Annotated in this window: 21 protein-coding genes; 1 reads left to right on the top strand and 20 read right to left on the bottom strand. The window is 71.8% G+C overall.

Translation table 11 applies throughout. From position 1 onward, the window contains the following. The first annotated feature begins 24 nt into the window (after window positions 1–24). Window positions 25–663 (top strand): phosphatase PAP2 family protein, encoded by a 639-nt coding sequence (locus OG430_RS09760; protein ID WP_327352039.1) that lies wholly within the window; start codon window positions 25–27, stop codon window positions 661–663. A gap of 5 nt (window positions 664–668) precedes the next feature. Here OG430_RS09760 and OG430_RS09765 read toward each other — a convergent pair whose 3' ends face one another. The 20 genes from OG430_RS09765 to OG430_RS09860 form a co-directional block, all read right to left on the bottom strand. Beyond that, window positions 669–2,003 carry a glutamate-1-semialdehyde 2,1-aminomutase gene (locus OG430_RS09765; RefSeq protein WP_327352040.1) on the bottom strand — a complete coding sequence of 445 codons (1,335 nt, stop codon included), beginning with the start codon at window positions 2,001–2,003 and terminating at the stop codon, window positions 669–671. A 7-nt stretch (window positions 2,004–2,010) separates the two neighbouring features. Further along, window positions 2,011–2,562 carry a dTDP-4-dehydrorhamnose 3,5-epimerase gene (rfbC, locus tag OG430_RS09770; RefSeq protein WP_327352041.1) on the bottom strand — a complete coding sequence of 184 codons (552 nt, stop codon included), beginning with the start codon at window positions 2,560–2,562 and terminating at the stop codon, window positions 2,011–2,013. Beyond that, a complete protein-coding gene (locus tag OG430_RS09775; protein WP_327352042.1) occupies window positions 2,559–3,794 on the bottom strand; it encodes a polysaccharide pyruvyl transferase family protein in 1,236 nt (411 codons plus the stop codon). The genes rfbC and OG430_RS09775 overlap by 4 nt, the downstream gene beginning before the upstream one ends. Continuing rightward, window positions 3,791–4,804, bottom strand: a complete 1,014-nt coding sequence (locus OG430_RS09780) for a glycosyltransferase family 2 protein (protein WP_327352043.1) — start codon at window positions 4,802–4,804, stop codon at window positions 3,791–3,793. Before OG430_RS09780 ends, OG430_RS09775 begins: the two co-directional genes overlap by 4 nt. Continuing rightward, on the bottom strand, window positions 4,801–6,108 hold the full coding sequence (locus tag OG430_RS09785; RefSeq protein ID WP_327352044.1) for a hypothetical protein: 1,308 nt from the start codon (window positions 6,106–6,108) through the stop codon (window positions 4,801–4,803). The genes OG430_RS09780 and OG430_RS09785 overlap by 4 nt, the downstream gene beginning before the upstream one ends. A gap of 5 nt (window positions 6,109–6,113) precedes the next feature. After that, the gene (locus OG430_RS09790) at window positions 6,114–7,388 is read right to left on the bottom strand and encodes a DUF4910 domain-containing protein (RefSeq protein ID WP_327359027.1); all 1,275 of its coding nucleotides are present in this window, start codon (window positions 7,386–7,388) and stop codon (window positions 6,114–6,116) included. Continuing rightward, entirely contained in the window at window positions 7,385–8,410 is a 1,026-nt protein-coding gene (locus OG430_RS09795) for an NAD-dependent epimerase/dehydratase family protein (RefSeq protein WP_327352045.1), read from the bottom strand. Before OG430_RS09795 ends, OG430_RS09790 begins: the two co-directional genes overlap by 4 nt. Window positions 8,411–8,413: 3 nt before the next feature. Beyond that, window positions 8,414–9,076 carry a PIG-L deacetylase family protein gene (locus OG430_RS09800; protein ID WP_327352046.1) on the bottom strand — a complete coding sequence of 221 codons (663 nt, stop codon included), beginning with the start codon at window positions 9,074–9,076 and terminating at the stop codon, window positions 8,414–8,416. After that, on the bottom strand, window positions 9,073–9,870 hold the full coding sequence (locus OG430_RS09805) for a glucose-1-phosphate cytidylyltransferase (protein WP_327352047.1): 798 nt from the start codon (window positions 9,868–9,870) through the stop codon (window positions 9,073–9,075). Before OG430_RS09805 ends, OG430_RS09800 begins: the two co-directional genes overlap by 4 nt. Next, window positions 9,867–11,120, bottom strand: a complete 1,254-nt coding sequence (locus OG430_RS09810; RefSeq protein ID WP_327352048.1) for a class I SAM-dependent methyltransferase — start codon at window positions 11,118–11,120, stop codon at window positions 9,867–9,869. Before OG430_RS09810 ends, OG430_RS09805 begins: the two co-directional genes overlap by 4 nt. Further along, the gene (locus OG430_RS09815) at window positions 11,117–12,394 is read right to left on the bottom strand and encodes a glycosyltransferase (protein ID WP_327352049.1); all 1,278 of its coding nucleotides are present in this window, start codon (window positions 12,392–12,394) and stop codon (window positions 11,117–11,119) included. Before OG430_RS09815 ends, OG430_RS09810 begins: the two co-directional genes overlap by 4 nt. Before the next feature lies 1 nt (window position 12,395). Continuing rightward, window positions 12,396–13,790: an O-antigen ligase family protein gene (locus OG430_RS09820; RefSeq protein ID WP_442816462.1), complete on the bottom strand. Its 1,395-nt coding sequence runs from the start codon at window positions 13,788–13,790 to the stop codon at window positions 12,396–12,398. Then, entirely contained in the window at window positions 13,783–15,324 is a 1,542-nt protein-coding gene (locus tag OG430_RS09825; protein WP_327352050.1) for a right-handed parallel beta-helix repeat-containing protein, read from the bottom strand. Before OG430_RS09825 ends, OG430_RS09820 begins: the two co-directional genes overlap by 8 nt. A 9-nt stretch (window positions 15,325–15,333) precedes the next feature. Beyond that, window positions 15,334–17,286 (bottom strand): alginate lyase family protein, encoded by a 1,953-nt coding sequence (locus OG430_RS09830; RefSeq protein WP_327352051.1) that lies wholly within the window; start codon window positions 17,284–17,286, stop codon window positions 15,334–15,336. Further along, complete coding sequence (locus OG430_RS09835) at window positions 17,283–19,487, bottom strand: bi-domain-containing oxidoreductase (RefSeq protein ID WP_327352052.1); 2,205 nt, start codon at window positions 19,485–19,487, stop codon at window positions 17,283–17,285. The genes OG430_RS09830 and OG430_RS09835 overlap by 4 nt, the downstream gene beginning before the upstream one ends. 70 nt (window positions 19,488–19,557) lie before the next feature. Then, complete coding sequence (gene asnB, locus OG430_RS09840) at window positions 19,558–21,486, bottom strand: asparagine synthase (glutamine-hydrolyzing) (RefSeq protein WP_327352053.1); 1,929 nt, start codon at window positions 21,484–21,486, stop codon at window positions 19,558–19,560. 3 nt (window positions 21,487–21,489) lie between these two features. Then, window positions 21,490–23,019, bottom strand: coding sequence for a Wzz/FepE/Etk N-terminal domain-containing protein (locus tag OG430_RS09845; protein ID WP_327352054.1), 1,530 nt, complete (start codon window positions 23,017–23,019; stop codon window positions 21,490–21,492). After that, the gene (locus tag OG430_RS09850) at window positions 23,016–24,404 is read right to left on the bottom strand and encodes a Wzz/FepE/Etk N-terminal domain-containing protein (RefSeq protein ID WP_327352055.1); all 1,389 of its coding nucleotides are present in this window, start codon (window positions 24,402–24,404) and stop codon (window positions 23,016–23,018) included. Before OG430_RS09850 ends, OG430_RS09845 begins: the two co-directional genes overlap by 4 nt. Further along, window positions 24,401–25,666, bottom strand: a complete 1,266-nt coding sequence (locus OG430_RS09855; RefSeq protein ID WP_327352056.1) for a glycosyltransferase family 4 protein — start codon at window positions 25,664–25,666, stop codon at window positions 24,401–24,403. Before OG430_RS09855 ends, OG430_RS09850 begins: the two co-directional genes overlap by 4 nt. After that, window positions 25,656–26,969, bottom strand: coding sequence for a nucleotide sugar dehydrogenase (locus OG430_RS09860; protein WP_327352057.1), 1,314 nt, complete (start codon window positions 26,967–26,969; stop codon window positions 25,656–25,658). Before OG430_RS09860 ends, OG430_RS09855 begins: the two co-directional genes overlap by 11 nt. Window positions 26,970–27,000 lie beyond the last annotated feature (31 nt).

Here is a 27,000-nt window from a genome sequence, read left to right on the forward strand (position 1 = left end):
GAGACCGGCCGTTCCGCTCGCGCGGTGCTGCCCCCGACGCTGCGCGCGTGGCTCGGGTTCATCGCGGTCCTCGCCGCGCTCGTGGTCGTCGCGCTCGGGGTCCTGTACGCCGGACACAGCGAGCCCGGCAGGGTGGACAGGTGGTTTGTCGAGCCGACGGCGGACAGTGTGCGGCCGCCGTGGCGGAACGTCGCTCTGCCCATCGACTTCCTGGGAGAGCCCGTCGGAGCGGCGACGCTCATCGTGGCCGCCGTGGCGGGCTGCCTGCTGCTTCGGCAGCGTCGCGCCGCGGTCCTCGTCGTGGCCGGTGTGGGCATGACTGTGGGGACGGGGACCCTGCTCAAGTACGTAGTGGAACGCACCATCCACGGCGACGGCAACCTGTCCTACCCGAGCGGGCACACCGCCTTCCTCACCGCGCTCGCCCTCATGGCGGCGTTCCTCGCGACCGGCCGGCTCGGCCTCGGCAGGGCGGCCGGCACGTCGCTCGTGCTCGCCGCGGCGCTGGTCGCCGGCGCCGCCATGGGCTGGGCGCAGGTCGCCCTGGGCGCGCACTACCCGACCGACGTCCTCGGCGGCTGGTGCACCGCGCTGGCGGTGATTCCGGCGACCGCGTGGGTGGTCGACCGGATCGCCGACTCCCGTCGGCACGGGCAGCACTGATCGCTTCACGCCAAGCGCCGGAACACCGGCTTCACCGGTCGCCCGACCAGCCACGGAGTGGGGTCGGCGGCGTCAAGTGCCTTGCGGTACACGGCACATGCCTGAGCCACCACGTCGACGGTGCGGTCGATGTCCGCGTCGTCGAGCGCGCTGCTCACCACGAACGACGGGGCGAGGACCCCGCCCGCGAGGAGCCGGCGCAGGAACAGGGTGCGGTACTGCTGCGACGGCTGCCCGTGCTCGTCGAGGGTGGCGAAGACCAGGTTGCTGGCCCGGCCCCGGACGACGATGTGGCCGCCGACGCCCATGCCCGCCGCCGCCTCGCGCACACCGGCGGCCAGCCGCTCGCCGAGGGCGTGCAGGCGGGCCGTGATGCCCTCCTCGACGTACGTGGTCTGCACCGCCATCGCGGCCGCCAGGGAGTGCGTCTCCGCACCGTGCGTGGTGGACAGCAGGAACACCCGGTCGCCGGAGTGCCGAAGGCCGCCCCACTCCATCAGCTCGCGGCGCCCGGCAAGGGCGGAGACGGCGAACCCGTTGCCCAGCGCCTTGCCGAACGTGGAGAGGTCGGGGACGACGCCGTACAGGCCCTGGGCGCCCGCCTCGGACCACCGGAAGCCGGTGATCATCTCGTCGAAGACGAGTACGCAGCCGTGCCGGTCGGCCAGTTCGCGCAGGCCGGCGAGGTATCCGGGCGGGGGTTCGGTGTGGCCGGCGGGTTCGAGGATCAGGCAGGCGATCTCGTCCTGGTACCGGGTGAGCAGTTCCTCCGTGGCGGCCAGGTCCCCGTAGGGAAAGGCCACGGTGAGTTCGGTGGTCGCCGCCGGAATGCCGGCCGACATCGGCGTCGTACCGATGAACCAGTCGTCGACGGAGAAGAACGGGTGGTCGCCGCAGATCGCCACCCGTGGACGCCCGGTGACGGCGCGGGCGAGACGGACCGCGGCGGTGGTGGCGTCGGAGCCGTTCTTCGTGAACTTCACCATCTCGGCGGTCGGCACCGTGGCCAGGAAGCGTTCCGCGGCCTCCACCTCCACGATGGACGGCCGCACGAAGTTGCTGCCCCGGTCGAGCTCCCGCCGCACCGCTTCGATCACGCGCGGGTGGGCGTGGCCGAGACTGACCGACCGCAGGCCGGACCCGTACTCGATGTAGCGGTTGCCGTCGACGTCCCACACGTGGGCGCCGCGGCCGTGGCTGATGACCGGGGCCAGGTTCTCGGGGTACTGGTCGTCGCCCTTGGCGTACGTGTGCGCGCCCCCGGGGATCATGGCGTGCAGCCGCTCGTTCGCCTGCCGGGACCGGGGCAGGCGCAGCTCTTCGGTGGCTTCGGTGTCCACGCCGACCTCAACTCTCGATCTGGAGCAGGACCTTGGCGAGGCTCGGCGCCTCGCGGTCCCGCGGGGACATGGAGGCGACCGGCAGCGGCCAGGCGATGGCGAGCTCCGGGTCGTCGAAGGCGATCGTCACGTCCTCGGCCGGATCGTGCTCGCGGTCGATCCGGTACGAGGTGTCGGCGGTCTCGGTCAGCGCCTGGAAGCCGTGCGCGCACCCCGCCGGGATGTACACGCTCCGCTGCGTCTGGTCGGACAGCTCGAAGGAGGCCACGTTGCGGTACGTCGGCGAGTGGGGCCGCAGGTCCACAACGACGTCGAAGATCTTTCCGTACGAGCACCGCACGAGCTTGGCCTCGCCGGCGCCGGAGCGCAGGTGCAGGCCGCGCAGTACGCCCCGGGCCGAGCGGGACACGCTGTCCTGGACGAAGGCGTGCGGGTCGAGGCCCACCGAGCGGACGACGTCGGTGTCGAACGTACGGCAGAAGAAGCCGCGTTCGTCGGCGTACGGCGTCGGCTCGAAGAGGAACGCGCCCTCGATCGCCGGGACTTGAGTCACCTTCATGAAGCCTCCCGAAGGGCGTGGGTGGGGGTGGTCGCCGGGAACAGAGCAGCGGTCAAGGCCGTGAACTGGTCCTCGAGTTGCCGGGTGGCGAGCTGGTTCCGCTCGGCGAGGGTCCCTCGCAGCCGGCCCGATTGCCGCTCCAGGTCCCGGAATTGCGCGAGCAGCCGGTCGGCGTCGACCTCGCGGGCCGGATGGCAGTACGCGCCCAGGCCCATCCGGTCCATGAGCGCGTCGCTCTTCGTCGCGTAACTGAGCGCGAGGGTCGGTGTGCCGACCTTCAGCGCGCAGATCAGGTTGTGGTAGCGGGTCGCCACCACGGCGTCGGCCACCGCCATCTCCTTCATCAGGTCGGCGAGGGAGGCCGCCGCTGCGGCGGTGACCAGCGGCGAGTCCACCGCGTCGAGGATCGCGGCGACCACCGGCGCGTCGCATGCGTCGCCGGTGAGCAGCCGGACCGGCCTGCCCTCCTCAACCAGCGTACGCACGAACCGAGTTGTCCCGTCGAGGTAGCGGCGGTGGATCTCGTCGGCGCGGGCGCGGTCGTCGTTGCCGCCGTGGAAGTCCATGACGCCGACGCAGACCGGGCCCGGCGGGTCCGGGGTCTGCCCTGAGAGCGAGCTCGTCGGCAGGGCGAAGGCGAGGTCCGGGTAGACCTCGTCGCGCGCGGTGGGCACGCCCATCGCCCGCATCGCGTCGCGGGACTGGTCGTCGCGGTACGAGCGGTAGGCGGCAAGGCGGGCCGACCAGCGCACCAGGGTCCGGGTCGGCCGGTTGCCGATCGGGGCGGCGCCGACGCCGACCAGCGCGATCCGGGTGCCGAACAGCCGGCCGGACGCGCAGAGCAGGAACAGGGAGTACGGGAAGCCCCACGGCCGCAGCGGCAGCGTGGCCTCGAGGACGCCCATGCCCGGCACGATCACCACGTCGTGCCGGCGCACCCAGGCGGCGGTGCGGAAGACGTCGACGAGTTTGCCGAGGCCCTTCCCCGCGATCGCGCCCGCCCGGGACGCGGTGCGGTACTCGCCGCGGTACCAGTGCAGCCGTGTCGCGGGGATCCGGTAGCGGGTCGCGACGACCTCGGGTCCGCCGCACAGCGCGTCCACCGCCGCCTTCGGGTGCGCGGTGCGGAGGTAGCCGAGCACGGCTTCGAGCGAACCGTCGTTGCCGAGGTTGCCGGAGCCGAGCAGGCCGAACACCCCTACGCGTACCGGAGTTTGGTGTCCGGACGTCATGCCTTGCCCCCTTCACTGCCTGCACGACCCTCACTGCCTGCCCGACCTTCAGTGCCTGCACGACCTTGGCGGCCTTCGCGGCCGGCGACGAGGGCGTCGACGGAGACGGTGAGCTTCGCCGGGTCGACCGGGGCGCGGTCCTCGACCCGCTCGCCGGCGCCCGGCCGGACCCGGCTGGTCATCCACGCGGCGAGATGGCGGTAGCACGCGCGCCGGTCGGCGGCGGACAGCGGCGCCCGCCGGATCGCCGAGACGAAGCCCCAGACGTACTCGGCGAGCAGCCGCGGCGTCGGGTGCAGCAGGCCTGCCCGGCGCGGGTCCAGGTTGACGCACCGGGAGCGCTTGGACGGGTTCGCCCGCTCGGCGCGGGTGGGATGGTCGCGGCGGAAGTAGAGGAGCTCCGGCACCTGGTGGAAGGGTCCGTGCAGGACGATCTCGGCGACGAACGTGCGGTCCGCGTGGTGGTAGCTGTCGTGCGGCTTCACCCGGCGCAGCATGTCGGCCCGCATGACCCCGTAGAAGTCGTCGCCGCCGGGCTCGAACAGGTAACTGCGGAAGCGCTCCGGCGCGCGTGGCGAGTCGGTGGCGAGCCCGTACTCGTACGGGACCGTCACCTGCCCGTCGCCGTCGATGACCGCCTGGCCGCTGTGTGCGAGGACGACGTCCGGCCGCTCGTCCAGCGCCTCGACGCAGCGCAGCAGGAGGTCCCGGGCGTAGAGGTCGTCGTGCGAGGCCCACTTGAAGAGCTCGCCGCGGCACTCGGTGAACACGTAGTTGTGGTTCGGTGCGGCGCCGATGTTGCGGTCAAGGCGGATGTACCGGATGCGCGCGTCCTGCGCGGCGTACTTGCGGCAGATCTCCTGGGTCCCGTCGGTCGAGGCGTTGTCCGAGATGACCAGCTCGAAGTCCTCGTAGGTCTGGCCCAGCAGGGCGTCGAGCGACTCGGCCAGGTACTCCTCGCCGTTGTACACGGGCAGGCCGATGCTGAGCCGGGGATGGGGGGTGGTCATGGTGTCCTCGCTTCACGGATGGAATCTTGGTGACGCTCACGCAGGGCTGCCCGCAGCTGCAGCCACCACACGGCGGAGCTGCAGGCGGTCGCGGCGGCGACGCCCCAGGCCGAGCCGAGCGCGCCGGCCGCGACCGCTCCGCCGAGCCCGCCGCCGACGTAGCAGGTGGAGGCGAACAGCTGGGCGCGCAGGCTTCGTCGGGCCGCGGCGAGCGCGCGCAGCCCGGCCGCGGCGCCGACGCCGAGGCCGGAACCCGCGAGCCCGAGCGCGGCCGGCACGATGAGCCCGGAGGCGGACCGCCAGACGTCGCCGAGCACCAGTTCGCCGGCCCGGTCCGGCACCAGGAGCAGCGCCACGCCCCAGAGCAGCGCGGCACAGGCGAGAGAGCCGGACAGCAGGAAGCAGAACCTGGCGAGGCGGTGCGGAGCCTGCCGCAGCACCCGGGCCGCCTCCGGGACGGTGACCAGGGACAGCCCCATCAGGACGGCCAGGAACGGGCCGAGCAACAGCTCGGCGCCCCGGACCACGCCCACCGCGCTGACCCCGACGATCGCGCCGAGCCCGTACGCCCTCAGCTGGGCCGCGCCGCTGACACCGACGTTCTCGGCGAGATACCGGTAGCCGAGGTCGCGCTGCTCGCGCAGCCACGCGCGTGCTTCGGCCGGCCGGGGCCGGATGCGGGACTGGAAGCAGCCGTACCCGGCCGCCACCGCGGCTGCCGCTCCCCAGGCGAGCACGAAGGCCTGCACGCTGCCCACGCGGGCCGCCACCACCAGGGCCGGGACGAGCGCGACGCCGCCCAGGACGTCGTTGACGAATGCCTTCCGCCCGGTGCCGGCGGCGAAGAACGAGTACCGCCAGGCGTCCTGGAGCAGCAGTCCCGGCAGCACCACGCCGAGGGCGGCGAACGCGGGCCCCAGGTGGCCGCCGAGACTCAGCCCGACCGCCAGGCACACCGCGCCGATGGCGGCGCCGACACCGAGCGCGGTACCCGACGAACGGGCCACCGCCGCGCGCCAGGACCACTCCGGCACACCGCTGAAGCGCACCACGAGCGGGTCGGTGGCGAGGCCGCGGGAGACGTTGAGCACCACGCCGTACGTCACCCAGGCCAGGCTGAACACGCCGAACGCGGCAAGGCCCAGCGAGCGTGCCACATAGAGGCCCACCGCGAAGTTGGTCATGCTGCAGACCGCCTGGTCGGCCAGGCCCCAGGACAGCCGGCCGACGACGGCCCGCCTGGCGGTCGGGCGGGCGTGCCTCCCCCCGGCCGCCGGCGTCGTCTTCTCGCCCTCGGTGGTCATCGGCGTCAAGCCTTGACCAGCCCGGCCGCGCCCAGGGCGTCGGCCGCCGCGGCGACGGCGCCGAACGGCAGCCCGCTCCGCTCGGCGACGTCGAGGAGACTGTGCTCGCCGTCGGAGAGGCTGAGCACCCAGAGCATGGCCAGCTGGGCCTGTTTGGTGTCGCTGCGGCCGCCGACCGCGTCGTACAACCCCCGCTTGCCCAGCTGTGGTTCGCCGTACGGACTGAGGTTGAGATAGCACCGGTTGCGATCCAGGACGGCGAACGCCTCGCGGCAGACCGCGAGGGTGTCCGCCATCGCCTGCGGGGTGACGAAGCCCGGGTTGTCCGCCGAGGTGTGGTACTCGGGGTAGCCGGCGTACGGGGTCCGGCTGAGCGAGCCCACGCCGAGGTTGAACCCGGGTGAGCAGTACTGCCGCTCGTCGTAGCCGTACGGAGTGAACTCGGCGATGCGGTGCGGGCGTTCGGATGCTTCGAGTACGTGCCGCATCACCCGGTCGATCTCCGCGTCGCCGCGCCTGCTCTGCTTGTACGTCAGTTGGCCCCGGTCCCCCGCGCAGGCCAGCACGAGGCCGTGCTTGACCTGCTCGATCCGCTGCGCGTTGCGGGCCAGCCAGGTGATCGCCCCGATGGTGCCGGGCGCGAAGATGAACCGGTAGGTGTAGTACGGCGTCTGCTCCGCGAGCGCCCGCGCCAGGTACGTGGCCACCGCGATGCCGGCCAGGTTGTCGTTGGCCAGCGACGGGTGGCAGACGTGGCAGGAGACGATCACCTCGTCCGGGACCTGCCCGGGGACCACGTGCTCGGCGTAGGTGAGGTGGCCGTCGGCGAGGGTGGAGTCGATACGGACCTCGTAGTCGCCGTCCGGCAGCGCGTCCAAGGCCTCCTGGGCCAGGCAGAACCCCCATGCGGGTTTGTAGTAACTGGTGCGGTACGGCACCCACTTGGGGTGGTCCGGCAGGGTGTGCAGATGGGCGCGCAGCTCGGACAGGGGCATGGTCGTCGACACCGGCACGCTGTAGCCGAGCACGTGCAGGCTGGACTCGGCGAAGTCGACGACCCGGTTGCCGGCGGCGTCGGCAACGTACGCGTCCCTGATGTTCCACTCCTGGGGCACCGTCCAGTCGAGCACCTGCGTCCCGGTCGGCACCTCGTGCGTCTGCAGCGGGAGGTATTCGCCGACGATGTCCAAGGTGGCGCGCACCCCGTCGCCGGTGATGCTCCGGCACAGCGGGTACAGCCGCTCCACCAGCGCGTGCATCTCCTCGCCGACAGTGGTCATCTGCACCACCGCAGGGTGTCGTCGACGGCGCCCGTCTCGGACGCCGCGCGCAGCACGGCAAGGCGGGTGAAGCGCCGCTCGAAGTCCTCCTTGGTCAGCCCGAACTTCCGGTAGGCCTCGGCGAGTTCGAGCGCACCCCGCTTGACCGTCCACTCGCAGTCGAAGCCGGGGATCGCGGCCCGGAACCGGGAGAAGTCCACCCGGTACGACCGTGGATCGGCGCCGTTCTCCCCGGTGATCCTCACCTTCGCGCCGGACACCGCCTCGGCGACCTGCTCGGCGATCTCGGCGACCGTGACGTTGTTGACCTCGCTGCCGATGTTGAACGCCCGGTCGTGCACCGCCTCGCGCGGCGCGCCCAGCGCGGCCGCGAAGGCCCGGGCGATGTCGGCGGCGTGCACCAGCGGGCGCCAGGGCGTGCCGTCGGAGAGCACCAACACCTCGCCGGACAGCAGCGCGTGGCCCACCAGGTTGTTCAGCACGATGTCGGCGCGCAGCCGGGGCGAGTAGCCGAAGGCGGTGGCGTTGCGCATGAACACCGGGCTGAAGTCGCCGTCGGCGAGCGGGTGCAGGTCGTCCTCCACGCGCACCTTGGACTCCGCGTACGGCGTCACCGGGCGCAGCGGGGCGTCCTCGGCCACCAACTCGCCGCCGCCGGCGGCTCCGTAGACCGAGCAGGTCGACGCGTACAGGAAGCGCCGCACCCCGGCGTCGCGGGCGAGGCGGGCCAGGCGTACGGACGCGTGGTGGTTGATGTCGTACGTGAGCTCCGGGGCGAGGGATCCCAGCGGGTCGTTGGAGAGCGCGGCCAGGTGGATCACGGCGTCCACCCCGGCCACGTGTTCGGCCGTGATGTCACGCAGGTCCACCCGGTGCCCCGGCGGGTCCGCGGGCGGCGGGCCGAGGACGCAGTCGGCGAACAGTCCGGCGTCGAGGCCGACGACCTCGTGTCCGGCGGCCGCGAGGACCGGGGCCATCACTGTGCCCAAGTAGCCCTGGTGCCCGGTCAGTAGTACGCGCACTGTTCATTCCCCTTGATCGAAAGTGCCCAGGTCGAGCGTGAGTTTGGTGACGGCGAACGCCTCGGCGTAGCGCGCGTGGCATTCGATGCCGCGGATCCGTGCGAGGCCGAGGAAGGCCTCCCGGTCGTACCAGGGCCGGTGCCGTTGCGAGGGGTAGTGCTCCTGCAGGAGCCGCACCTTCTGTTCGGCGATCTCGGGGGTCAGTGGCTGGTACGCCGAAGGGCGGCCGAGGTCGCCGTCCCACTTGACGATCTCGTAGCCGAGGACCAGGTGGTCGCGGAACGCGGTGGTCATCAGCTTCGCCAGGCCGCGGTGGTCCTGGTGCGCGTCATCGGTGCGCGGGGCGAGGACGAGATCCGGCTCGGTCCGCTCGCGCAGCTCCTCGATGGCGGACTTGGCCTCCTCCCAGTGCGCGGGCAGCCGCCCGTCCGGCAACTTGTCGACCGTGAGCCGCAGTTCGGCGCCCGGGCAGAAGGCGGCGAGCGCGGCCCGCTCCTCCTGCTCCCGCTCGCCGCCGCCCCCGGAGAGCACCAGCGCGTCGACGCGGATGCCCGGGTGCGCGCGGCACAGCGCGAGGAGCGTGCCGCCCGCGCCGATGGCGATGTCGTCGCAGTGCGCGCCCACCGCGACGATCCGTTCCAGGCGCCCGGCCCCGAGCCGGATCACGCGGTCCCCACCGCGGCGGCGTCGCGTTCCCAGACGGCCCAGGGACGCTCGCCCCGGGCGTACGCGTCGTCGAGCGCGGCCCGCTCCTTCACGGTGTCGGTCGGCTTCCAGAAGCCGCGGTGCTGGTACGCCACCAGCCTGCCCTGCTTGGCCAGTTGGCCGCAGCCGTCGGCGACCAGGTCCCCGTTCTCCGGTATGTGGTCGAAGACCTCCTGGCGGAGCACGAAGTAGCCGCCGTTCTCCCACAGCGGCAGTTCGCTCACCGCGGTGATGCCCCCCACCAGGCCGTCCGCGCCCAGGTCCACGCAGTGGAACGAGGACTGCGGCGGCACCACCATCATCGACGCACCGGCGTCACGCACGGCGAACTTCTCGATCATCTCCGGCAGCGGGGCGTCGGTGAGCACGTCCGCGTAGTTGGCGAGGAACATGTCGTCGCCGTCCAGGTGGTGGCGCACCCGGCGCAGCCGCTCCCCGATCGGCGACTCGATGCCGGTCTGCGCGAACGTGATCGTCCAGTCGGCTATGTCGGTGGAGAGCAGCTCGGTCTTCCCGCCCCGCAGCACGAAGTCGTTGGACGTCGTCTCCTCGTAGTTGAGGAAGAAGTTCTTGATGTGGTGTGCCCCGTACCCGAGGCACAGGATGAACTCCGTGTGCCCGAAGGACGCGTAGTAGCGCATGACGTGCCAGATCAGCGGCCGCGGACCGACCATCGCCATCGGCTTGGGCACGTCGTCGCCGGCTCCGCTGCGCATCCGCAGCCCGTAGCCGCCGCAGAACAGTACGACCTTCATGCTGTGACCTCTTTCACGACGTGACCGTCGACGATGCTCAGTTCCGGGATGGGGAAGACGAGGCGGCCGCCCCAGTCGTGCACGAAGGACAGCTGCTCGACCAGCTCGGCCCGCAGGTTCCACGGGAGGACGAGGACGTAGTCGGGCTTGTCGGCGGCGATCTGCTCGGGCGGCAGGATCGGGATGCGGGTGCCCGGGGTGAACCTGCCGTGCTTGTACGGGTTGCGGTCGACCGTGTACGCGAGCAGGTCGGGCCGGATGCCGCAGTGGTTGAGCAGGGTGTTGCCCTTGCCCGGGGCGCCGTACCCGACGACCGTTTCACCGCGCTCGGCCGCCTCGATGAGGAACCGCATCAGGTCCCTGCGTACCTTGGCGACGCGGGCGGAGAACTCGGTGTACCCGGAGAGCTCCTGCAGCCCGGCGGCCTTCTCCCGGGCCAGTACGTCGGCCACTCGCGAGGTCGGCTCACCGGCCACCTCGGCGGGCCGGGCCCACAGCCGGATGGAGCCGCCGTGCGTGGGCAGCAACTCGACGTCCACGAGGGCGAGTCCACCACTGGCCAGGGCCCGGATCGCGGACGCGACCGTGTAGTACTGGAAGTGCTCGTGGTAGATCGTGTCGTACTGGTTCTCCTCGATCAGGGTCAGCAGGTGCTGCACCTCGATGGAGACCCAGCCGTCGTCGGCGACCAGGGCGCGCAGACCCTGGGTGAACCCGACCACGTCGGGGATGTGCGCGTACACGTTGTTGGCCACGACCAGGTCTGCCGGGCCGTGTTCGGCGCGGACGGCCGCACCTGTCTCCGGGGACAGGAACTCCGTGAGCGTGGGCACGCCCGCGTCGCGCGCCGCAGCGCCGACGTTCACCGACGGCTCGATGCCCAGGCAGCGGATCCCCCGGTCCACCACATGCTTCAGCAAGTAGCCGTCGTTGCTTGCCACTTCGACCACGAACGCGTCGGAACCGAGCCCCGCCCGCGCCGTGGCGTCGGCGACGTAGGTGCGCGCGTGCTCCACCCAGGAGGTCGAGAAGGAGGAGAAGTACGCGTACTCCTTGAACGTCTCCTCCGGCGTGATCAGCGGCGGGATCTGCGCCAGCCAGCAGTCGGTGCAGACCCGCAGGTGCAGCGGGTACGCCGGTTCCGGCTGGTCCAGTTGGTCCGCGGCGAGAAAGCTCTCGCACGGCGGGGTCGCCCCCAGATCGACGACGCTCGCCAGCGCCGCCGAGCCGCAGAGTCGGCATCGTGTCATTTACTGCCCCCATCCCCCCTGCTCGCGCGGGCCCCCCGCCGCGAGTCAGCGTTTCCATTTCCCTGCGGCGGCGGGCTGTCCCCGCCGCCGGGCCGACCCGCGATCGCGGTGCGGTACTCGTCCACCAGGCGCTCCAGACCGACGGCCGGGCTGAAGCCCTGCTCGTAGCGGTTCCGGGCCGCCCGGCCCAACTCTTTGTTGCGGTCCGGATCGGTCGCGATCCGGCGTATGCAGGACGCGAGTGAGGCTGCCTCGCCCGGCTGGTGCAGCAGCCCGGTCACCCCGTCCTCGACCAGTTCGACGAACGCCCCGTGCCCGGCGGCGACCGCCGGGACCCCCGCCGCCATCGCCTCGACGACCACCAGGCCGAACGCCTCCAGCCAGGTCGAGGGAGCCACCACGGCGACCGACCGCGCGACGGCCTTGCGGCTCTCCGCGGCGTCGTACAGGCCGACGTACCGCACGTCGTCGCGGCCCGCCGCCCAGGCGGTGACCTCCGACTCCAGCGGTCCCGCACCGGCGATCACGAGCGGCACGCCCACACCGCCGCTCGCCGCGATCTCGTCCCAGGCGGCCATGAGCAGCCGTACGCCCTTGACCTCGGCGAGCCGGCCCAGATAGAGCACATGCTCCCCGGCGCCCGCTCGGCGCTCGCCCGGGTCGGGCACGAAGTTGTGCTTCACCGCGAGGCGTTCGGCCGGCATGCCGGCCGCCACCAGGACGTCGCGCTGCGCCGCGGAGATGCACAGGAACCGCTCCACGCCGGACCACCACCGGCGCCGGTTGACCGACAAGCTGACCGCGAGCGGCACCGTCGCCAGGCTGGAGTTCCGGTAGCAGCCGTGCCGGACGGCGGGCAGCGGCGACCCGCCGACGCACTCGGTGCACGGCCGGCCGTCCCGCTGCAGGGTGCCGGGCGGGCAGACCTGGGTGTAGTTGTGCAGCGTGGCGACGGCGGGCACGCCCGCGTCGGCGCAGGCGGCAAGGACCGCGGGCGACAGGAGCGGGAAGACGTTGTGGACGTGCACCACGTCCGGCCGGTCGGCGCGCAGCCGGGCCGTCAACTCCCTTCGCACCGAAGGGTTCCACGGCACGAGGAGCGGCACCGCGACCTTTCCGAGGAGGGAGCGGTCGGCGATGTCGTCGCTGCGCCGCTCGAACACCTCGACCCGGTGCCCTGCCTCGCGCAGCAGCGCCACCTCCTGGTCGACGACCTTGTTCTCCCCGCTCGGCTGACCCGAGGAGTAGCGGTTGTGCACCACGAGAACGTGCATGTCAGGTCACCTCCTTTCCCCGGGCCCAGCGCGGGATACGTCGTCGAGAGACCCCGGCCGTCGAGGGTCGAGGAGCTTGGGCCGTCGAGGGCGGCGTGTGCCGGGCCCAGTGCGGGCTGCGTCGTCGGGGGCCGTCGGCCGCCCCGCGGGGCGTGACCGCGGCAGGGACCACGAGCAGCGAGGCGGCCACGGTCAGATGCAGCAGATACGGCGAGGCGTCGCCGAGACCGGCCTCGGTGTACGACGCGATCGCGCAGTAGCTGATCAGGAAGATCGCGCAGGCCCGGGCCAGCGACGGTGGCCGCAGCAGCGCGACGCCGGCGAGGACGACGATGAACGCCGCCACGAGGGTGACACCCAGCAGTCCCTGTTCGGCGTAGACGGCCAGCCAGCTGTTGTCGATCGGCAGCCCGCCGAACGACTTGTCGCCCAGGCCCGTGCCGAACACCATCTCCGAGGTCGACCTCGGCGCCGCGAGCAGGGCGTCCCAGACGAGGGCCCGGCCGTTGAGGCTGGAGAAGTACTCCTGGCTCTGCCCGCGCAGGTACCACGCCTGCAGCGCGGAGCTGAAGCCCACCGCGGCCACGACGGCGCACAGCAGCGCCCAGCCGAAGAACCGGCGGGCCGCGGCGCTGGTCAGGACGAGCGAGCAGATCGCGAACGCGAGCCCGATGAGCAGGCCGAGCGTGGCCGTACGGGTATGGGTCAGCACGAGCAGGACGAGCGACGGCACGATGACCACCGCCGCGCTCGCCCCGGTGGTCCGGCGGCCGAGGAGGAGCAGCACGGTGAGCCCGATGATCACTGCGGCGTACTGTCCGATCTGCGGCGGGGTCAGCGGCCACAACGCGCCGACGAGGCGCCCGCCGTAGAGCTCGGGCATGGCCGCGCCGGGTGAGATGACCGCGCCGGCGGCGACCGTACCGAGCACCGCGAAGTACATCCTGATGTGGTACCGGACGAACGTCGTGCCGCCGTCCCACCAGCGGCTGAGCAGCCACAGCGTGGCGACGAAGAGAGCAAGGCGGCCGCAGCGGAAGAGCGCGCCGAACCCGGACTCCAGGTCCACGCTGGAGATCACGCTCGGCACGAGCAGCAGGGTGAGCAGCAGCAGGAACGCGCTGGCCCGGATGCGCAGTTGGAGGTTGACCATGAGCGCCAGCGCGAACGCGGCGACCAGCGAGCCCATGGTGACCATCTGGATGAGGGAGCGGGGCAGCGGGATGACGGTCACCGCCCCGGCGGAGCCGAGCGTGTTGAGGACCAGCAGTCCCCAGACGATCGCGACGATCCTCGGTGTGGCGGTGGGGTGCGGTTCGGCGCCGGGCTGTGTGCCCGTGGTGTCCGCCGCGCCCGGCAGCTCGGTCGGCCTCAGGTCTTTGCCCACCTCAGCCACCGGCCCGTCGGTCGAGGGTGCTGCCCGCGTCCTGCCGGTACCCCTTGCCCTGCCACGGTCCGAAGTCGAGGACCCGGCTCGGGTCGAAGGCGACGAACTTCCACGGTCCGAGGTAGACGTTGTCGTGCCAGCGGTTGTCCTGCTTGCGGGTGATCGCCTCCGACACCCGCTCGCCCTTGTACGGCGACCACTTGGGATAGGTGCCGTAGTTGGCGAGAACCGCCATCCGGTCGCACTTCTCCGTGCACTTGACGACGGACTTGTCCAGGACGAAGCGGTTGCCGTGGATGTCCACCCGCTGGGTCTTCCACCGGCAGTCGGCGTAGAGCGGCGCCTTGGCGATCGCCGGCTTCGCGCAGCGGTCGGTGTCCTTCACCAGCAGGGTGCAGTCACCGGAGGAGGTGTTGGCCGGGCTGTTGCAGAACCGGTCGGCGTTCTCCCACAGGGTGATCCCGGACCAGTTGTTCTCCAGCACGTTCCGGTAGATCTCGATCTTGTCCGTGCGGGCCCGGATCCGTGGTTCGCCGCCCGACTCGGACAAGTAGATGGTCGCGAAGGGGAAGTTGTCGCCGCGGCCGGCCTGCTTGCGGCCCTCCACCCAGTTGTTCTGCCGGATCGTGTTGTCGCGGATGACCGCGTTGTAGCTGGTCTCGTAGATCAGCGCGGCACCGTCGTTGGCTTCGAGGACGTTGTCCTCGATACGGAAGTCGTTGTTGTTGGTGTCCGCCCACAGCCCGGTGCCGCGGTTGTCGTGCACCCAGTTGCCGCGTACGTCGGCGCCGTTGACGGCCCAGAACTTGACGCCTCCGGTGCAGCCGCAGCCTTCCCGCTTCCGCTCCCAGTCGCCGGTGTTGTTGCCCACGATCTCGTTGTCCTCAAGCACGAGGCCGGTGATGCGGCCGTCTGGCTTGTACGCGTTCATTCCGTACTGCCCGTTGTTGCGCAGGCAGTTGGCGCGGACCTGCTGGCGGGCGCCCGCCATCATCCCGGCGCCGGAGTTGTCCTGGATCCTCGCGTGCTCGATCACCCATCCGTCGGCCGAGTCGTGGTTGACCACGCCCTGGTCCTGCGGCGCGACGAAGCGCTGCACGGTCAGCTGGCTGATGGTGACGTCGCGGGCGCTGCCGCCGAACGCGTACTGGTTGACCTTCTGTCCGTCGAGCACCGCGCCCGGCGCCCCGAGGTAACGGTTCCCCTTCTTCGGGATGACCTGGGCATAGCGGTCCCGCTCCAGGCGGTGCTTGCCCGGTCGCAGCCAGAAGGTGGTGTTCGCGGGGCTCTTCTTGGTCTTCGCGACGAGGTCACCGACCACCGCGGGGTCGACCGTCACCGCGCCCGCCGGTGCCTTCGCCGGTCCGGCCGGTGGCTTGGCGCACACCCGGGCCACGGGTGTGGCGGGCATCTTGGACGTGGTCGACCCACCGGTCGGCTCCGCCTTGGCGCCGCCTGGCGTGCTCGTGCAGCCGGTCACCACAAGGAGTGCCAGCGCCAACGGTGCCGACGATCTCGCCCAGTTCCGCCACTTGATCCCCACTCGTCCTCCTTAGCCGCGGAACCTGAGCACGGTGGTGAACTCCCCCGACGGCGCGGCGCCGTCGGCGAAGCCGGTGCCGACCAGCGTGGTGGCGGGTTCCTTCTGCCCGAAGCCGGCGGAGTACCAGCCCAGCGGCGGGCCGCTCTCGCCGCGATGCGCCCGCCAGGTCAGCTGCCCGGGCAGGTCGAGCACCGCGGAGCGGTCCTCGCCGTCCCGGGTCCAGGTGAGCTCAGCCCGGTTCCCGTCCAGTTCCGCGGCGATCGCCGGGCCGAGGTGGAACGCCAGGCGGGCGGACCGGCGCGGGCCGCGCACCTCGTCGACCACCCTCAACTCCCGTACATCTGGAGCCAGTTCCACCCTACGGCGATGCACGGAACCCTGATACCCGTCGTGCTCGGCGCACCAGGTGGCCACGCCCTCGTCGGGGGCGTCCGCGACCAGGACGCGGGTGCGGGCCTGCCGGGTCCACAGGAACGGGCCGCCGGAGACGGACTGGTCCTCGCCGTCCAGCTGCAGGGTGTTGTGGCCGAGGGTCGAGCGGAAGTACTGCCGCCACTCGGGCTGCCCGTGGTAGCAGTACGTCCCCGGGTCGGCGAGCACGTCGACCCCGTCGTGCCGGACCTCCACGGCGAGCGCGTCCGCGTGGGCGTGCGCGGCGATGGACAGGAAGCCGTGCGGACCGCCGTCGCAGCGGCACCAGATCCCGTCGGGACCGCGCAGGATGGTGAGGCCCGCGTCGGCGAAGTGGTGCGGACGGCTCACCGGGCGGGTCACGGACAGCTCGGTGGGCTTGATGAGCGCGGCGAGCAGCGGGGTGCGCACGTCGGTTCCGGTCACTGCCGGCCACCAGTCGAGCCGGCCGAACACGGCGTCCCCGGTGGCGAGGAGCGAGCCCCAGCGGTCGGTGCCCGCGCCGTCCACGATCAGTCCGTGCCCGTCGTCCGCGTCCCCTTGGCGCGGCGGCCGCAGCCGGCCGTCCACGACGGCCGCGAGCGCGTCGGTCATCCGCAGCAGCGTCAGCCGGAGCGACGCGGGAACCGGCACATCGGCGGCGTCCGCCTCGGCCACCGCGGCCAGGCCGAGCTCAAGGACGAGGCCGTGGTACTCGGTGGCCAGCTCACGGTTGAGGCCGGAGTCGAAGGTATTGCCGCGCAGGTGCCGTTCGAGTGACCGCAGCGCGCCGTCCCGCCAACGTACCGAGGAGGGAAACCAGTTGAACGCGCAGGCAGCGGCGAGCTGCCCGGCGGCCTCGGCGATGATGTGGTTGTTCGCCGAGGAGCCCCGGCTGGGGAAGGCGGCCAGCCAGCGCTGGTGGTGCCAGATCTGGTTCCGTGCCACCGGGTTGTCCTCGAACAGGGCGGCCGCGCCCGCCCAGCCGTCGAGCAGCCGACGGATCCACACCCAGGAGAGCAGCCGGATCCCCAGCTCGATGCCGCTGATCCAGTGCACTCCACGCAGCGGCGCGTTGGCCGCCCACCACAGCCGCAGGTGCTCGGCCACCCGCTCGGCGTACCGCTCGTTCCCGGTGAGCGCGTAGGCGGCGGCGAGCACGGTGAGGTACTGGTGCCGGGACAGCTCCCAGATCTGCTTGATGTCCCCGACCGCGTCCTCGTTGCGGTACGGCACGTCGAAGGCGTAGCCCCACGGAGCGCGGCGCCCGGTCTTCGGGTCGTACCACCAGTCCGGGTCGGCCAGGTCGTCGCGGCCGACCCCGAAGTACTCGACGTGCCCCGCCATCAGCCGGTCGGCCTCGGCGATGAGCCGTTTCGCGGCGGCCGCCGGCACGGCGGCGATCACGTCGGCGGGCAGCACCGCGGTGAACCGGGCGCCGGTCACGTCCGGGCAGTCCGGCAGCGACAGCCGCCAGCGGCGTCGGCGCACCGCGTCGCCCACCCGGCCGCCGACCTCCCGCGGTCCCATCCGGGACAGCCGCCGTAAGTACCAGCCCGCGCTCAAGGTCATCGCGCGCTCTCCAGCGTCACCGGCGCGCCGCCGTGCAGGCCGGCCTGCACGGCGAGGGTGGCCGCGGTGGTGGCGACGAGGGACTCCAGCGGCACCGGCATCGGCCCGCCGGTCCGCACGGCCTTGATGAACGCGGCCAGTTCGGCCTCCTGGCCCTTGTCCCGGGCCTTGGGCAGCCGCGAACTGACCCACCGCTTGCGGCCGGCGGTGCCTTCGGAATACACCGAGGCGCGCACGAAGTCGTCGAGCCGCAGCACCTTGCCGTCCGCGACGAGGTCCAGCGTTTCCTTGGGGAAGCTCGACGGCCCGGTGGTGACGTAGCTGATCGTGGCGGTGGAGCCGTCCGGGTAGCGCAGCACGACCTGCAGGTCGTCGTTGCCGGAGGCGGCGACCGCGTACACCGAGATCGGATCGGCCCCGAGCAGCCAGCTCGCCGTGTCGATGAAGTGTCCGCCCTCGCCGGCGAACCGCGAGCCCTCGGTGCCCTGTTGGAGGTACCAGCTGCCGTGCTGCAGCCGGCCCGCGTTGACCAGGTAGCGCAGGCTCGCCGGACCGGTGCGGGCGCCGAACCGTTTCCCAGCCTCCTGAAGGAGGGGCGCGAACCGGCGGTTGAAGCCGACCTGCAGCCGGTCGTTGCCGGACTCCTCCACCGCCGCGAGCACGCCCGACAGGTCGTCCTCGGTGAGGGCCAGGGGCTTCTCCACGAACACGGCCTTGCCGGCGAGGAGCGCCCGCCCGGTGAGTTCGGCGTGCGAGCTGTGCCGGGTGACGACGAACACCGCGTCGATGGACTTGTCGCCGAGCACGGCGTCGAGGTCGGTGGTGGCCTGGGCGAAGCCGAACTTCCGCTGCGCGTTGGCCGCGGACAGCGACGTCGTGGTGACGACCGTGGACAGCTCGACGCCGTCGCGCCCTGCCAGGTGCGGCAGCAGCATGGACGTCGCGTAGTTGCCCGCGCCGACGAACGCGAGGCGCACGGGTGCCTTGGCGGACCGGGCCGGGAGGGGTGCTCCGCCGCTGCGCCGGACGGCGGGCACGGTCACCGTCGCAGGCTCCGACTCCCCTGATTCCGCTGCCTGTTCGGGGTACCGGAACAGCACGGCCACGGCCTTCAGCTCGCCGTCCTTCAGACTCCGGTACGTCTCCACGGCGTCGTCGAAGTCGGCGATGTGCGAGACCAGGGGCTCCACGTCGACGCGGTCGCGGGCGAGCAGATCGAGGAAGCACGCCAGGTTGCGGCGCTCGGTCCAGCGCACGTAGCCGATCGGGTAGTCCCGGCCCTCCATCTCGTACGACGGGTCGTAGCGTCCGGGGCCGTACGAGCGGGAGAACCGGACGTCGAGTTCCTTCTCGTAGTACGCGTTCCACGGCAGGTCGAGGCGGCACTTGCCGATGTCGACGACCCGGCCGCGGTCCCGGCTCAACTTGGCGGCCAGCTCCACGGGTTGGTTGCTGGCGCCGCCGGCGGCCAGGTACACCTGGTCCACGCCGTGACCGCCGGTGAGTTCGGCGACGGCGGCCTCCACGGCGGCGGACGCGGGGTCGCCGCAGGCCGCGGCGCCCAGACCCTCGGCGAGCTCGCAGCGTGCCGGGTCGGGGTCGACGCCGACGACGCGTACTCCCGAGGCGGTCAGAAGCTGCGCCACCAGCTGCCCGATCAGCCCGAGGCCGATGACGAGGGCCACCTCGCCGAGCTGCGGCTCGCCCTGGCGGACGCCCTGCATCGCGATCGACCCGACGGTGCCGAAGGCCGCATGCTGCGGCGCCAGACCGTCCGGCACCGGGGCGTAGAGGTTCTTCGGCACCCAGTTCAATTCGGCGTGCAGCGCGTGCTCGTTGCCCGCGCAGGCCACGAGGTCGCCGACCTTCACGTCGTCGATCCCGGCGCCGACCTGCTCGACGATGCCGCACAGCGAATAGCCCAGCGGCGTATAGGAGTCCAGCTTGCCCATCACCTTGCGGTAGGTGGGGCCCACGCCGTTGGTGGCGACGCTCTGCATGACCTTGGCCACCTGGTCGGGACGCGAGCGGGCCTTGCCCACCATCGACATGCCGGCCTCGGACACCTTCATGAGCTCGGTGCCGGTGGATATCAGCGAGTACGCCGTCCGCACCAGCACGCCGCCCGGCTTGCATCCCGGCACCGGCACGTCGAGCAGCGCCAGCTCGCCGCTCTTGTAGTTCTGCACAACCTGTTTCACCCGAGCTCCTCTTGCTCTTTCTCCGTCTAGCCGCTTGCTCTCACGCGGTCAGGCGCCTGCTCTTACGACGTCAGGCCGCCCGGCTCTGGCCGGAGCCAGAGGTCGCGCCGCGATACCAGTACTCCAGGGTCAGCACATGCCACAGATGCTTGGAGAAGTCCCGCTGCCCTGCGGCGTCCTCGGCGACCATCCGCGCGAGCGCGTCGCGGCGCAGGATCCCCGAGTTGACGAGTACGCCGTCGTTGATCACCTCGCGTACCAGCGGTGCCAGGTCCCGGCTCATCCAGGCCCGCAGCGGCGCGCTGAACAGGCCCTTGGGCCGGTACGCAATCTCCCTGGGCAGGATCGAGGTGGCCGCCTCCTTGAGGACGACCTTGCCCTGCCGTCCGACGATCTTGCGCTCGCCGGGCACGGCGAACGCCGCCTTGACCACCTCGACGTCGACGTACGGCACCCGCACCTCGGTCGACGCGGCCATGCTGGAGCGGTCCGTGTAGGCGAGGTTCAGGCCCGGCAGGAACATCCGGGCGTCGCCCAGGCACATGCGGTTGACGAAGTCGTCGAGGTCGTTGTCCTGGTAGATGTCCGCATGCTCGGTCAGTACGTCGTCGACCGTCCCGGCCAGGTCCGGGTTGACCAGGGCGAGCAGCTCGTCCTGGTCGTACATGGTGTAGCTGCGCCGGAACGCGGTCTCCTCCGGCAGGTCAGCGAAGGACAGGAACCGCTTCGCGAACCGCACCGACCGGTACCCGCGGCGGGCCGAGGCGACCGGCAGCCGGTCCACGGCCGCGTGCACACCGCGCCGCAGGGGCCGCGGGACGCGCTGGTAGCGCAGCGCGATCAGGTTGGCCAGGTGCTTGCGGTAGCCGGCGAACAGCTCGTCGGCGCCCATCCCCGAGAGCATCACCTTGATGCCGGCTTCGCGGGCGGCGTTGCAGATCAGGAAGGTGTTGATCGCGGCGGGGTCGCCGATCGGCTCGTCCAGGTGGTACGTCATCTCCGGCAGCAGATCGAGCACGTTGGGCGCGATCTCGATCTCGTGCAGGTCGACGCCGAACTGCCCGGCCACCTGCCGGGCGTAGCGCAGGTCGTCCGGCATCGCCTCGAACTTGGCGTCCTCGGCGCGGAATCCGATCGTGTACGCGGAGATCCCGGGCTGGTGGCGGGCCGCGAGCGCGGTCAGGTAGCTGGAGTCGAGACCGCCGGAGAGGAAGGTCGCCACGGGTACGTCGGAGAGCAGGTGCCGCTTCGTCGACTCCTCGACGATGGCGGCCAGGTCCGGCCGTTCGCCGCTGCGGGCCCGTTCCTGGCCCTCGGCCGCGACGTCCTTCAGGTTCCAGTACTGACCGCGCTCCACCCGGCCGTCGGGCCGGCATCTGAGCCAGCTCCCCGGCGGCAGCTTCTCCGCCTCGCGGAACGCGCAACGCGAGTCCGGCACCCAGTAGTAGAGCAGCGAGGCCACCAGGGCCGCGTCGTCCACCTGCAGCGACCCGCCGGTCGCGGCGGCCAGCGCCTTCAGCTCGGAGGCGAACACCAGACCCTTGCCGCGCCGCAGCAGGAACAGCGGCTTGATGCCCAACTGGTCGCGGGCCAGGACCAGTTCACCCGTCCGCTCGTCGAAGACCGCGAACGCGAACATGCCGCGCAGCCGGGGCAGGCAGTCCGTGCCCCAGCGCCGCCAGGCCTCCAAGAGCACCTCGGTGTCGGAGGTGCCGCGGAAGCGCACCCCGGCTGCCGTCAACTCGGCACGCAGCTCGGGCGCGTTGTACAGCTCGCCGTTGTACGAGAGGGCGAGGCCACCGGAGACCATCGGCTGGGCGCCGGTCTCGGACAGGTCGATGATGCTCAACCGCCGGTGCCCGAGCTGCACTTCGCCGTCCCCTGCGGCGTGGCTGTACCGGCCCGCCCCGTCCGGACCGCGGTGGGCGAGGGTGTCGGTGAGCCGGTCGGTCACGGCCTTCCCGTCCGGCCATCGGTAGGTACCTGCTATGCCACACATGTCTTACCGTGCCTCCTGGTCGCTGTCCGGGACTCGTGCGGCGACCATCGACTGCCGCTCGGTTCTCAGTTGGCCCGTCCCGTTCTGCCGGGGCAGCCGCTCGGCACGGCCGCGCAGCGCGGTGTGCAGCCCGTCCCACAGCGTGCCGTCGGTCCGGTCGCGCGGGTCGGGGTCGATCAGCACCACACCGATCACTGGAATGCCCAGGTCCGCGAGTTGCCGCGCCACGGTGTGCAGCCATGCGGCGCTGCCGTGCCCGGCACGCACCACGAGCACGGTCTGGGTGCCGAGGTGCCGCAGGTCGGTCCATGCCGTGCCGGGCGCGACCGAGCCGACGCCGATCCGGCGCATCTTGTTCGGCACGGTCGCGGCGCGGTCGCCGCTGACCACGGTCGGGTCGCCCGGCTTCTGGCGGCGGTCCGCGAGTTGCCGGCCGGGCAGGCCGTCGATGATCACCACAGGACCGTCCTCCGCCAGGGCGTCGGCGAGGTCCAGGGCGATGGCGCTCATGCTGCGTACACAGCCCAGTTCGAGGAGCGACACCGGTTCCGCGGCGTCGCGTACGGCGCGGGCCAGGGTCGCGGTGAGCCTTGTCCGTGCCGCCCGGGTCCGTCGGCGCTGCCAGGGCCTGCCCGACTTCAGGGACGCCCGGCGCAGCTCCGCGACGACCGAGGCACCCAGGTTCGCGGCGATCGCCCGGCGCAGCACGGGGCGGTCCCGTACCACCGTGCCGACCGCGGCCAGCGCGAGCCCGAGGACGAGCCCGAGGACGAGCCCGATCCCGGCGTTGGTGACGGCCGCCTTGGGCAGCGAGTGCCGCACCGCGCGCGGGGCGTCCACGATCTGCGTACCGGCGATGAGCTGCGGAGCGCCGAGGCGTGCCTCCGCGGAGCGCTGGCCGTAGTCGTCGATGCGTGAGGTGAGTTCGGCCCTGCGGGCGAAGAGCGACTCGGCTTCGGCCGGAGCGTCCGGGTCGCTCTCCGGCGGCTGGCTCTCGATCGCCTTGTTGACCTTGGCGAGCTCTTCCTGAAGGAGGGCCCGCTGGTCGAGCAGGGTCTTGGCCTCGGCGTTCGAGGCTTCCCGCATCCGCCTGACGTGGTCGGCGACGAACGCGTCGGCCAGCGCCTCGGCCCGGGCCACCGCGTCGGCGTCGCTGTCACCCGTCACTTCGATCTGCAGCAGGTTGTTGGTCAGGCCGGTGGCCGTGTACTCGCCCATGAAGTCTTCCGGGCGTTCCGGGGACTTGAGGGCGTCCAGGGCCTTGCCGGCGACCCGTGTGGTCTGCAGCAGCGCGACGTCGGTGCGGATCAGCGTTCCGGGGTCGTTGGGCTGGTCCTCCTTGTGCGCGACGAGCACCTTGGTCACCGCGGTCGGCGGCGGCGGCATCAGGACCGCGATCGCCGCGCCGGCAAGAAGGCCGAGCAGCGCCATGGCGCACCAGAAGCGGCGGCGCCTGCGCACCGCCACCACCAGCGCCTGCAGGTCGAACAGCGGAGCAGCCTGCGAGGACTGCGAAGTCGTGCTCGTCGTCACGCCGAACCCCCCGTCGCGTGGCCGCGCACGGCGAGCGCCAGCGTGGCACCCTCCGGAGGTTGACCGGCGGACAGCGGCTCGGTGACCCGGACCGTCCCGGCGACGACGAAGCCGACGACCTCGTGCTTGCCGTCCGCACACGCCTCGGCGAGGCCGGCGAGCTCCGTCGCGGTCAGGCTCCCCTCGCTGAGCACGATCAGGGCGCCGGATTCGGCGGCGCGGTCCGGCACCACCGGGCGGTCCACCGGGACTCCGACCACCCGCAGCATGAGGTCTCCCCTGCTCGAAGCGCCGGCGGAAGGGTCGCTCTCGGCCTCGGCGGCGAGCTGTCCGGCGGCCCGGCGGGCGATCTCGTCGCCGTCCGGTACGACGACCAACAGCCGTCGGCGGGAGGGCAGTTGACCCCTCAGGCGCGCGCACACCCGCCGGTAGCGGATCTTCCGTCCGGCCTCGTCGCCGGACGTCCGCGGGGCCGGTGTGTCCCATCGGATGTCGAGGCCGAGCAGCCGGCGGATCCGGGCCCACAGGCCGCCGCCCTCCGACCGCGCCGCGGACCGTTCCTCCGGCACGTCGACGGTGCCGAGGAACGCCGAGCCCAGCGCCGCGGCTATCTCCGCTTCGGTGCGCAGTCGGCGGCTCGCCCGCGCGGCGGTGAGATGGCCGATGACCGCGAGCAGGAAGAACAGCAGTGCCCCACCGGCCATCAACTGCATCCTCGTGGGCGGTGCCTCGCCGGCCGGCCGGGGCGACGGCCCCATGATGACCATGCTGGACTTGTTCGCCGCCGGGTCGGTCTCGCCCAGCTTGTCCATGGCCTCCTCCAGCGCGGTCCGCAGCTTCTCGAGCTCGGTGCGCCCCTGCACGCTCTCCACGCTCTGCCCCGGATCGGCCGCCTTGGCCAGCTCGGTGATGCGGCGGCTGGTCTGCTCCACCTTCTTGCGCAGCGCCTCGGGCCCTGTCGCCGCGCCGGGGTCGCCCGCGATCCGCGCGGCGAACGAGACGAATTCCTTGGCCACCTGGTCGGCGAGCCGTTGTGCGCGCTCCGGGGTTTCGGCGGTGCCCGAGACCTTGATGATGTTCCCGTCGGCGGCCTTGGCGCCCACTTGCTCCCGCAGGTCGCTGCCGCTGACGCCCGGCCAGTCGAGCTTGGCGGCCGCGCGGTCGACCACCGCCGAACTGGTCGCGATCTCCGACTGGGTCAGCAGCTCGCGCTGCTCCCACTGCCCCGGCAGCACTACCGAGGCCGACGTCGTGTAGCGCGGCGGGAACAGCACGGAGACGCCGTAGCCGACGAGCGCGCCCACCACGGCGAGGGCGGCGAGCAGCCGCCAGCGCCGGCGGAAGATCCGGCCGATCGTGACCAGGCGTATCGGGTCTTCACTCATCGGCGCGGCTTCTTCCCTGTCCGGACCGGGTTGCCCGTCGCCACCGGGGCGCGGTCACGGCAGGCGGCGGCGTAGGCGTCGAGCAGCGCCGCCTGCGAGTTCCGCCACGAGAGCTCTCCGCCGATCCGTTCCTGGCCGATCTTGCCCATGCGGGCCCGCTTCTCCGGATCGTCGAGCAGCATCGCGACGAGCCCGGCGAACTCGGCCTCGTCGTCGGCGGCCGCGTAGACGGCGGCGTCACCGGCGGAGACCCGCGCCTCGCGGAGGTCGAACGAGACGAGGGGCCTGCCCATCGCCATGTACTCCAGGACCTTGTTCATGGTCGACACGTCGTTGAGCGGGTTGCGCGGGTCGGGCGAGAGGCACACGTCCGCGGTGGACAGGTAGCGCACCAGATCGGCGTCCGGGATGCGACCGGTGAACTGCACCTGATCCGAGAGGCCGAGCTTCCGGGACAGCTCCACCATCGCGTCGAAGGCGTCGCCGGAGCCGACGAACACCGCGTGCCAGTCGGTCCGTCCGAGCTCGTCGCGCAGCTTCGCGAGGGCCCGCAGCGCGTAGTCGACGCCGTCCTGAGGGCCCATGACGCCGAGGTAGCACAGCAGATGAGGCTTGCCGCGCTTCAACTCCGTTTCGGGCGGCACCGGTTGGAACCGCTCTACCTGGGGCGCGCTGCGCACCACGAAGACGTCCTCGGGCCGCTTGCCGCCGCGGCTGAGTGCGACGTCCCGGTAGCTCTCGTTAGTGGCGATCACGACATCCGCGGCCCGGTAGGTCCGCCGCTCCAGCGCGCACACACCGCGGTAGAGCAGATCCTTGCCGCGGTCGAACCGCGAGAGGTACAACTCCGGCACCAGGTCGTGCTGGTCGAACACGAACCGCGCGCCGCGCCGCTTCAGCCACAGCGCCGGCAGGAACAGCAGGTCGGGCGGGTTGCAGGCGTGCACCACGTCGACCGGGCCGACCTTGCGGGCCAGCCGCATCGTGTGCCACAGCGCGGATCCGTACTCCCGCAGGTAGCCGGCCGGTCCTCCGGTGGCCGCGCGCAACGGGTAGCGGTGGATCCGCACCCCGTCGACCTCCGCCTCCAACTCCATGTCCCGCTTTGTCCCTTGGGGACAAATGACGTGCACCGTCCAGCCCGCGTCGCGCAGCGTCGTGCACTCCTGCCACACCCGCCGGTCGAACGGCACCGACAGGTTCTCCACCAAGATCAGCGCGCGCCGGGAGGCCCCGGCTCCGCTGGTTGTGTCACCAAGCAAGGCCCACGTACCCAGGTTCGGCCCGGCGCGCGTCGGCGTCGGGTATGCGGATGAGGTCGACGATCATCGGGCCGGTGCCATGGGGCAGCGCCGACAGGACGGCCGGATCCTTGGTCCCGACCAGGCACACCTCGGCGTGCTCGAGCACTTCGTCCACGGACTCCGCGAGCAGCTGCCCGAGGTGCGGCAGCCGGGTCTCGATGTACTCGCGGTTCGCGCCGAGCAGCCGGGACAGGCTCACATTGGCGTCGTAGATCTTCAGGTCGTAGCCCTTGCCGAAGAGCCGCTCCGCCAGCTCGACGAGCGGGCTCTCGCGGAGGTCGTCGGTGCCGGGCTTGAACGACAGCCCGAACAGGCCCACCTTGCGCTTGCCGGTGCGCTCGACCAGCTCCACCGCGCGCTGCAGATGGTCGGCGTTGGAGGGCAGCACATGGGCGAGGATCGGCACCGAGACGTCGGCCCGCTGGGCCGCGTACACCAGACTGCGCAGATCCTTGGGCAGGCAGGAGCCGCCGAAGGCGAAGCCGGGCCGCAGGTAGGCGGGGCTGATGTTCAGCTTGCGGTCGGCGAGGAACACGTCCATCACCTGGTGCGAGTCCACCCCGAGCGCCTGGCACACCGCGCCCAGCTCGTTCGCGAAGCCGATCTTGAGGCCGTGGAAGGCGTTGTCCGCGTACTTGATCGCCTCGGCCGTCGGGACCGGTACCCGGAACACCTCGCCGGGCAGGCCTTCGTACAGCGCCGCCACCACGTCGCCGCTGGCCGCGTCGAGTTCGCCGATGACGGTCTTGGGCGGGTCGAAGAAGTCCCGCACGCTGGTGCCCTCGCGCAGGAACTCCGGGTTGACCGCGACCCCGAAGTCCACCCCGGCGGTACCGGCGTACTTCTCCAGGATCGGTACGAGGAGGTTCAGGCAGGTGCCCGGGAGCATGGTGGAGCGGAACACGACCGTCTGCCGCCCGCCCCGCTCGGCCACCGCGGCACCGATCTCCTCGGTGACCCGCTCCAAGTACGTGGTGCACAGGCTGCCGTTGGGCTCCGACGGCGTGCCCACGCAGATCAGCGACACCTCGCTGCCCATGATCGCCTCGCGCACGTCGCGGGTGGCTCGCAGCGCTCCGGTCCGTACGACCTCGGCGATGAGCTCGCCGATCCGCTCCTCGACCACGGGGGCCTTGCCGTCGTTGACCAGGTCGACCTTCACCTGGTTCACGTCCACCCCGATGACCTCGTGGCCGAGGCTGGCCAGGCATGCCGCCGACACACAGCCGACGTAGCCGAGCCCTAAGACGCTTACTCTCATGTCCTGTTCCTCCCCCTGGGCAGGCCCTTTC

The organism is Streptomyces sp. NBC_01304 (assembly GCF_035975855.1).
Taxonomy (GTDB): Bacteria; Actinomycetota; Actinomycetes; order Streptomycetales; family Streptomycetaceae; genus Streptomyces.

Bases quoted from the DNA above. Each gene is read 5' to 3' on its own strand.
- OG430_RS09790 (WP_327359027.1), bottom strand. From the start codon at position 7,388: ATGACCACTGTCGGCGAGGAGATGCACGCGCTGGTGGAGCGGCTGTAC.
- OG430_RS09815 (WP_327352049.1), bottom strand. From the start codon at position 12,394: ATGCACGTTCTCGTGGTGCACAACCGCTACTCCTCGGGTCAGCCGAGC.
- asnB (WP_327352053.1), bottom strand. From the start codon at position 21,486: ATGTGTGGCATAGCAGGTACCTACCGATGGCCGGACGGGAAGGCCGTG.
- OG430_RS09810 (WP_327352048.1), bottom strand. From the start codon at position 11,120: ATGACACGATGCCGACTCTGCGGCTCGGCGGCGCTGGCGAGCGTCGTC.
- OG430_RS09780 (WP_327352043.1), bottom strand. From the start codon at position 4,804: ATGACCACCCCCCATCCCCGGCTCAGCATCGGCCTGCCCGTGTACAAC.
- OG430_RS09785 (WP_327352044.1), bottom strand. From the start codon at position 6,108: ATGACCACCGAGGGCGAGAAGACGACGCCGGCGGCCGGGGGGAGGCAC.
- OG430_RS09860 (WP_327352057.1), bottom strand. From the start codon at position 26,969: ATGAGAGTAAGCGTCTTAGGGCTCGGCTACGTCGGCTGTGTGTCGGCG.
- OG430_RS09830 (WP_327352051.1), bottom strand. From the start codon at position 17,286: ATGACCTTGAGCGCGGGCTGGTACTTACGGCGGCTGTCCCGGATGGGA.
- rfbC (WP_327352041.1), bottom strand. From the start codon at position 2,562: ATGAAGGTGACTCAAGTCCCGGCGATCGAGGGCGCGTTCCTCTTCGAG.
- OG430_RS09850 (WP_327352055.1), bottom strand. From the start codon at position 24,404: ATGAGTGAAGACCCGATACGCCTGGTCACGATCGGCCGGATCTTCCGC.
- OG430_RS09805 (WP_327352047.1), bottom strand. From the start codon at position 9,870: ATGAAGGTCGTACTGTTCTGCGGCGGCTACGGGCTGCGGATGCGCAGC.
- OG430_RS09775 (WP_327352042.1), bottom strand. From the start codon at position 3,794: ATGACGTCCGGACACCAAACTCCGGTACGCGTAGGGGTGTTCGGCCTG.